This window comes from Streptomyces sp. CBMA29 (genome assembly GCF_014596445.1).
GTDB lineage: Bacteria > Actinomycetota > Actinomycetes > Streptomycetales > Streptomycetaceae > Actinacidiphila.
This window is the reverse complement of sequence record NZ_MECL01000011.1, coordinates 1-7,637: the sequence shown is the minus strand read 5'-3', so window position 1 is coordinate 7,637 and position 7,637 is coordinate 1. Positions and strand designations below refer to the sequence as shown.

General features: G+C 71.3%; 3 protein-coding genes. 1 reads left to right on the top strand and 2 read right to left on the bottom strand.

Annotated features, from left to right (window positions below; all coding sequences use genetic code 11):
- Positions 1-3,474: multifunctional oxoglutarate decarboxylase/oxoglutarate dehydrogenase thiamine pyrophosphate-binding subunit/dihydrolipoyllysine-residue succinyltransferase subunit (locus BGM09_RS02325; protein WP_188279667.1), on the top strand; the 3,474-nt coding region annotated here is incomplete at its 5' end.
- 85 nt (positions 3,475-3,559) lie between these two features.
- Here the strand turns inward: BGM09_RS02325 and fxsT are convergent.
- Together fxsT and BGM09_RS02315 are read right to left on the bottom strand one after the other, a co-directional pair.
- Positions 3,560-6,568 (bottom strand): FxSxx-COOH system tetratricopeptide repeat protein, encoded by a 3,009-nt coding sequence (gene fxsT / locus BGM09_RS02320; RefSeq protein WP_188279666.1) that lies wholly within the window; start codon positions 6,566-6,568, stop codon positions 3,560-3,562.
- A gap of 165 nt (positions 6,569-6,733) precedes the next feature.
- The coding region (locus tag BGM09_RS02315) for an aKG-HExxH-type peptide beta-hydroxylase (protein WP_262928345.1) at positions 6,734-7,637 on the bottom strand (904 nt) is incomplete at its 5' end.

The following is a 7,637-nucleotide window of genomic DNA, read 5'->3' as shown; positions in this document are numbered from 1 at the left end:
CCTCCCGCGCCCGCCCCGAGGCAGGCCGCGCCCCAGCAGGCCGCCCCGAGGCAGGCCGCGCCCCAGCAGGCGGCGCCGAAGCAGACCGACCCCGCGCCGGAGCCCCAGGGCCCCGAGTACGTGACGCTGCGCGGCCCGGCCGCCGCGGTCGCCAAGAACATGAACGCCTCGCTGGAGCTGCCGACCGCCACCTCGGTCCGCGCCATCCCGGTGAAGCTGCTGTTCGACAACCGCATCGTGATCAACAACCACCTCAAGCGCGCCCGCGGCGGCAAGGTCTCCTTCACGCACCTGATCGGGTACGCGATGGTGCGGGCGCTCAAGGCGATGCCGGCGATGAACCACTCCTTCGCGGAGAAGGACGGCAAGCCGACGCTGGTCAAGCCGGAACACGTCAACCTGGGTCTGGCCATCGACCTGGTGAAGCCCAACGGCGACCGGCAGCTCGTCGTCGCGGCCATCAAGAAGGCCGAGACGCTGAACTTCTTCGAGTTCTGGCAGGCCTACGAGGACATCGTCCGCCGCGCCCGCAACGGCAAGCTGACGATGGACGACTTCACCGGCGTCACCGCCTCGCTGACCAACCCCGGCGGCCTGGGCACCGTGCACTCCGTGCCGCGGCTGATGCCCGGCCAGTCCATGATCCTCGGCGTCGGCTCGATGGACTACCCGGCCGAGTTCCAGGGCACCTCTCAGGACACCCTGAACAAGCTGGGCATCTCCAAGGTCATGACGCTGACCAGCACCTACGACCACCGGGTGATCCAGGGCGCCGCCTCCGGCGAGTTCCTGCGGATCATGAACCAGCTCCTGCTCGGCGAGAACGACTTCTTCGACGACATCTTCGCCGCGCTGCGCATCCCGTACGAGCCGGTCCGCTGGCGCACCGACATCGACACCGCGCACGAGGACGACGTCACCAAGGCCGCGCGGGTCTTCGAGCTGATCCACTCCTACCGGGTCCGCGGCCACGTCATGGCCGACACCGACCCGCTGGAGTACCGCCAGCGCAAGCACCCCGACCTGGACGTGCTGGAGCACGGACTGACCCTGTGGGACCTGGAGCGCGAGTTCGCGGTCGGTGGCTTCGCGGGGAAGTCACTGATGAAGCTGCGCGACATCCTCGGGGTGCTGCGCGACTCGTACTGCCGCACCGTCGGCGTCGAGTTCATGCACATCCAGGACCCCAAGCAGCGCAAGTGGATCCAGGACCGGATCGAGCGCCCGCACGCCAAGCCCGAGCGCGAGGAGCAGCTCCGCATCCTGCGCAGGCTCAACGCGGCCGAGGCGTTCGAGACCTTCCTCCAGACGAAGTACGTCGGCCAGAAGCGCTTCTCGCTGGAGGGCGGCGAGTCCGTCATCCCGCTGCTGGACGCGGTCATCGACGCGGCGGCCGAGTCGCGTCTTGACGAGGCCGTGATCGGCATGGCCCACCGCGGGCGGCTCAACGTGCTGGCGAACATCGTCGGCAAGTCGTACGCGCAGATCTTCCGCGAGTTCGAGGGCAACCTCGACCCGAAGTCGATGCACGGCTCCGGCGACGTGAAGTACCACCTGGGCGCCGAGGGCACCTTCACCGGTCTCGACGGCGAGCAGATCACCGTCTCGCTGGCCGCGAACCCCTCGCACCTGGAGACGGTCGACCCGGTCATCGAGGGCATCGCCCGCGCCAAGCAGGACATCATCAACAAGGCGGGCACCGACTTCACGGTCCTGCCGATCGCGCTGCACGGCGACGCGGCCTTCGCGGGCCAGGGTGTCGTCGCGGAGACGCTCAACATGTCGCAGTTGCGCGGCTACCGCACCGGCGGCACCGTGCACGTGGTGATCAACAACCAGGTCGGCTTCACCGCCGCCCCGGAGTCCGCGCGCTCGTCGATGTACTGCACCGACGTGGCCCGGATGATCGAGGCGCCGATCTTCCACGTCAACGGCGACGACCCGGAGGCCGTGGTCCGCGTGGCGCGGCTGGCCTTCGAATTCCGGCAGGCGTTCAACAAGGACGTCGTGATCGACCTCATCTGCTACCGCCGCCGCGGGCACAACGAGTCGGACAACCCGGCGTTCACCCAGCCGCTGATGTACGACCTGATCGACAAGAAGCGCTCGGTGCGCAAGCTCTACACCGAGTCGCTGATCGGCCGCGGTGACATCACCCTGGAAGAGGCGGAGCAGGCGCTCCAGGACTACCAGGGGCAGTTGGAGAAGGTCTTCACCGAGGTCCGCGAGGCGGCGTCCGCGCCGCCCGCGAGCCACGAGACGTCCGTGCAGCCGGAGTTCCCGGTGGCGATGCCCACGGCGGTCTCCGCCGAGGTCGTCAAGCGGATCGCCGAGTCGCAGGTCAACATCCCCGAGCACGTCACCGTCCACCCGCGGCTGCTGCCGCAGCTCCAGCGCCGCGCGGCGATGGTCGAGGACGGCACGATCGACTGGGGCATGGGCGAGACGCTGGCGATCGGTTCGCTGCTCCTGGAGGGCACGCCGGTCCGGCTCGCGGGCCAGGACTCGCGGCGCGGCACCTTCGGCCAGCGGCACGCGGTGCTGATCGACCGGGAGACCGGCGAGGACTTCACCCCGCTGCTGTACCTGTCCGAGGACCAGGCCCGTTACAACGTCTACGACTCGCTGCTCAGCGAGTACGCGGCGATGGGCTTCGAGTACGGCTACTCGCTGGCCAGGCCCGAGGCGCTGGTGCTGTGGGAGGCGCAGTTCGGCGACTTCGTCAACGGCGCGCAGACCGTGGTGGACGAGTACATCACCGCGGCCGAGCAGAAGTGGGGCCAGACGTCCGGCGTCACCCTGCTGCTGCCGCACGGTTACGAGGGCCAGGGCCCGGACCACTCCTCGGCCCGGATCGAGCGCTTCCTCCAGCTCTGCGCGCAGAACAACATGACGGTCGCCACCCCGACCACCCCGGCCAACTACTTCCACCTGCTGCGCTGGCAGGTGCACAACCCGCACCACAAGCCGCTGATCGTCTTCACCCCGAAGTCGATGCTCCGGCTGAAGGCGGCGGCGTCGAAGGCCGAGGACTTCACCACCGGGCAGTTCCAGCCGGTGATGGGCGACAGCTCGGTGCAGCCCGAGGCGGTCCGCAAGGTCGTCTTCTGCTCCGGCAAGGTCTACTACGACCTGATCGCCGAGCGGGAGCGGCGCGGGGCGACCGACGTGGCCTTCATCCGCATCGAGCGGCTCTACCCGCTGCCGGGCGTGGAGATCCAGGCGGCCATCGCGCCGTACACCAAGGCGCAGAAGTTCGTGTGGGCGCAGGACGAGCCCGCGAACCAGGGCGCATGGCCGTTCATCGCGCTCAACCTGATCGACCACCTGGACCTGCTGCTCGGCGCGGCCCCCGACAACGCGGACCGGCTCCGCCGGGTGTCCCGCCCGTCGTCGTCCTCGCCCGCGGTCGGCTCCGCCAAGCGGCACCAGGAGCAGCAGCAGCAGTTGCTCGAAGAGGTCTTCTCGATCTGACCTCCCGCCCGTCGCGAACGGCCGGTGGCCCCGCACCCCTTGAGGGGGTGCGGGGCCACCGGCCGTTCGCGCGGCGGGGCGCGTGCTACGAGCTGATGGGCTCGAAGTCCCAGTAGGGGCGGGTGCGGGAGCGGGCCGTCACCGTGTGCGGGTGCTGCGGGCCGAGGGTGGCCGAGAGCGCGGCCAGCGCCTCCTCCTCGATCTTGTCGGCCTCCTGCCGCTTGCGCATGTTGCGCAGGTCGGTGGCGAGCGCGATCCGGCAGGACAGCGTCAGCGGGTGGTCCTTGCCGAGCCGGGCGGCGGCCCGCTCGGCGGTGGCGCGGCTGAGTTCGGCCGCGCTCTCCGGGTCGCCCGCGAAGTTGCGGGCGCCGCTGGCGTTGAGCGCGCAGCCCAGCGTCCACGGGTGGTCGTCGCCGACCGCGCGGGTCATCCCGATCAGCGCGTCCTCGATCTCGATCTGCGACTGCTGCCGCTCGCCGGCCGCCCGCAGCAGCAGGCCGTGGTTGGCGAGCGCGCCGGAGACGAACGCGTGCTGGGCGTTGAACTGCCAGCGGTAGTGCCGCAGGACGAACTCCGACAGCTCCCTGGCCCGGTCGAGGTCGCCGTGCTCCCGCTCGAAACTGGAGTACGTGACCGCGACCCGCAGCGTCAGCGGGTCGGTGCTGCCCAGCACCCGCTCGCAGCGCTCCAGCAGCCGGCCCATCAGATGGGCGGCACGCGGCCGGTCGCCCGCCCGGTAGTAGCACTGCGCCAGATTGTGCTCGGCGCGCAGCGTCTGGGGGTTGTCGGCGCCCAGCACGGTGCGGTGGGTCTCGGCGTTGCGCTCCTGCACCGAGGTGGCCTGGTCGTAACGGCCGAGCAGCCGCAGGTCGTACGCGTAGGAGTTCTCCGAGGAGAGCGTGACGATGTTGCGGGCGCGCAGCAGTTCGCGGCGTGCCTCCAGGATCTCGCCGTCGAGGTCGAGGGCTTCCTGGTAGAGGCCGAGCAGCCGGTAGGTGACCGCCAGGTTGTTCTTGGCGAGCAGCGTGCGGGAGTCCTGCTCGCCGACGAGCTGGGCGTAGCCGCGCTGGACGAACCGGGCCGTTTCCAGTCCCTCGTCGTAGCGCCCGAGGTTGCGCAGGTCCGCGGCCAGGCCGTTGGCCGCGCGCAGCACCAGCAGGTCCTGGTCGCCGCGGTCGGCGCGCAGCGTCTCGAAGGCGTCGCGGTCCAGGGCCTCGGTGGCGACGTAGTCGCCCATGGCGCGCATCATGTTGGCCCGGTTGTGCACCAGGTCCCACAGCCGCTGGTGACCGGGCTCCATCAGGTCGGGCCAGTGCTCGGCCGTGGCTTCGGCGAGCCGCAGCCCGGCCCGGTACTCGCCCGACAGGTGCAGGTAGCGCAGGCAGTTGACGATCATGAGCTGGATGTCGGGGTTGGTGCTGCGCAGCGCGCCGGACGCCTCCAGGTGCGGGACGATCTCGGCGTAGCGCGGCCACAGCCGGGTGTCGTCGGCGCGGCCGGGGTCGGCGGCGGCCAGGATCTTGCGGACCACCTGGGAGTACATGTTCTGCTCGGCCACGGGCATGTCGGCCCGCACCGCCTGGTAGACCAGCCGGTGCATCTGGACGACCTCGGCGCTGCCGGTGGCCTCGTCGTCCTCGGCCTCCGGCGGGTCGGACTGCACGACGGCCCACTGGGCGAGCTTGCTGATCGCCGAATTCCACAGCAGCGGGTCTTCCATCAGCCCGGCGAGCTGTTCCGGCAGGTCGCGCACGGGCAGGTCGCGCAGCAGCCGGACCGGGATCGGCCCCGGCGCGAAGAAGACGCACAGCCGCAGCAGGTCGACGGCCTCCGGCTTGTCCTCGCGGAGCCGGTTGAGCAGTATCGAGAAGGCGGTGTAGTACGTCATCTGGAAGTCGGCGGCGACCTTGAGACCGGGTTCGACGTCCGCGCCGTGCCGCAGCAGCTCGATGTAGTCGTCCACCGGCATGGCCGAGTCGTTCAGCGCGCCCGCGTTCTGGTCCAGGGCCAGCGCGAGGTCGCCGAGGGCGTCGGCCAGCTTGTCGGCGTCGGCGTCGTCCAGCCGCGGCGCGCGCCGCCGTACGAAGGCGACGCTCTCGTACCTGCTGTAGACGGGCACTTCGACCAGGGCGCTGTTGTGCTCGGCCCATTCGCGGTTCTGCGAGGTGATCAGTACGTGGCCGGGGCCGGTGGGCACCAGGTCGTGGATGTCCTCGGGCTGGTCGGCGCCGTCCAGGACCACCAGCCAGCGGAAGTAGGGCTCGCCGCGGCGCAGCGCGTCGCGTACCGCGCGCAGCCGTTCGCCGTACTCGCGGCCGGTGACCAGGCCGAGCGCGGGCGCCAGGCCCGCCAGCTTCTCGCGCAGGGTGCCGCGCTCGCTGGCGCGCACCCACCACACGACGTCGTACTCCGGGCCGAACCGGTAGACGTACTCGGTCGCGATGTGGGTCTTGCCGACCCCGGACAGGCCGTGCAGGGTGGCGACGCCCGCGCCGGGCTCGGCCTGGGTGAAGTGGTTGTGCAGGTCGCCGAGGAGCTCCTCGCGGCCGGTGAAGCGGGTGTTGCGGCGCGGGACACCGCCCCAGACGTCGGGCTGTTCCAGCGGGAAGCGCGGGCCGCCGGAGCCGCTGAGGGTGTCGCTGGAGGAGGCGCGCGAGGGGGTGATGCCGAGCCTGCCGAGCAGTCGCCGCTCGGCCTCGGCCGCGCCCAGGCCCCACAGGTCGGCGGCGCCGAGCGAGGCGACGGCGCTGGGCAGCGCGGCCGGGGTGACGGAGACCGCGGCGAAGCGCTCGCTGTGGCCGGGGACGACCGCGCGCAGCGCGACGTTCCACTCCTCGTGGGTGCGCGGGCCGAGCCGGAAGTACCACTCGCTGAGCACGATCAGCACGCGGCCCTCGGACAGCAGCAGGTCACGTAACATCCGCTCGATGGAGTCCGTGGGGTCGGCGTCCCAGCGTTGCAGCGCCACCTGCTGGCCGTGCCGTTCGAGTCTGCTCGCGATCCACGCCGCCCAGGCCCTGTTGTAGCCCGCGTAACTGATCGTGACGATTCCCTGCCCCCGTGCTGCTGAGGCGGCGTTACGCCCTCCGGCCATGCGTGCGACTCCCTCGTGATACGCGCGTAGTGCTCTGGCGGGTCAGTGGATCGACAGGTGAGCCAGGTGCGCCCGACGGCACAGGTGACTTTCGCCAGAAACTACACTGCTTTACTCCCCCGTTGACGTACGGTCATGCCGTTTCGCGCGCCCAAAGACGCCCGTTCAGACCCGCTTTCGCCGCCAGATCACCCGGGCCGTCTCGACGTACGCCGTGGCGCGCGCGAGATGGCCTTCCGGCGGCGTGTGCCGTCCCAGCCGAGTGTGGTACGCCGCCATGGAGTTGACCAGGGTGCGGCCCTGCGGGGTCAGCCGGTTGGAGCCGAGCAGCTGCGGCAGGACGGCCTCGACCTGGAGGCGGCAGCGGCAGTGCGCGGCCCACGCGGCGTCGCGCTGTGCGGGGTCCGCGGCGGCCAGCGCGACGCCGAGGTGGAAGTCGGCGAGCGCGAGGTGGGCGTACGCGCCCTGGAAGACGCCGTCGAAGGGCCGCGGGTCCTGCCGCCAGGGGGCCCAGTAGCGGGCGGTGTCGTCCGCGGTGTGCAGCGCGGTGACGCTGGCCAGGGCCAGCAGCTTGGTGTGCTGCAACTCGTGGACGAGCGCGGCGGCCATCTTCAGGCCGCCCATCGGCGTACTGCTGAGCAGCGCGCCGAAGGCGTCGCCCAAGGTGGCGCTGTACTGCGCGGACGCGGCGCCGTCCAGCGGCACGAAGCAGTCGAGCAGCGCGGCCACTTCGCGGGCCCGGGTGCCGTCGCCGAGCCGCAGCCACGGCTGGGCCTCGCGCCAGGCGGTACGCCATCTGGCCCGGTCCTCGTCGGCGAGCCGGTCGGCGGCGGACAGCCCGTACGGATTGGCGCGGCGGCCCTGCTCGCGGTACGGGTCGGCGTCGTCGATCAGCACCGGGTGGCCGTCGGGGCGGTCCTCCCGCGGCCACAGCGCCTGGATCGGGCGCCAGCCGGGGGCGGCCGAGCGCCACACGCCGTCGGTTCCCCTGCGCACCTCGACCGCGTGGCGGGTGCGCTCGTCGGGGCGCAGCCACAGCCGGTTGCCGTCGCCGTCCACCCGCATCCGG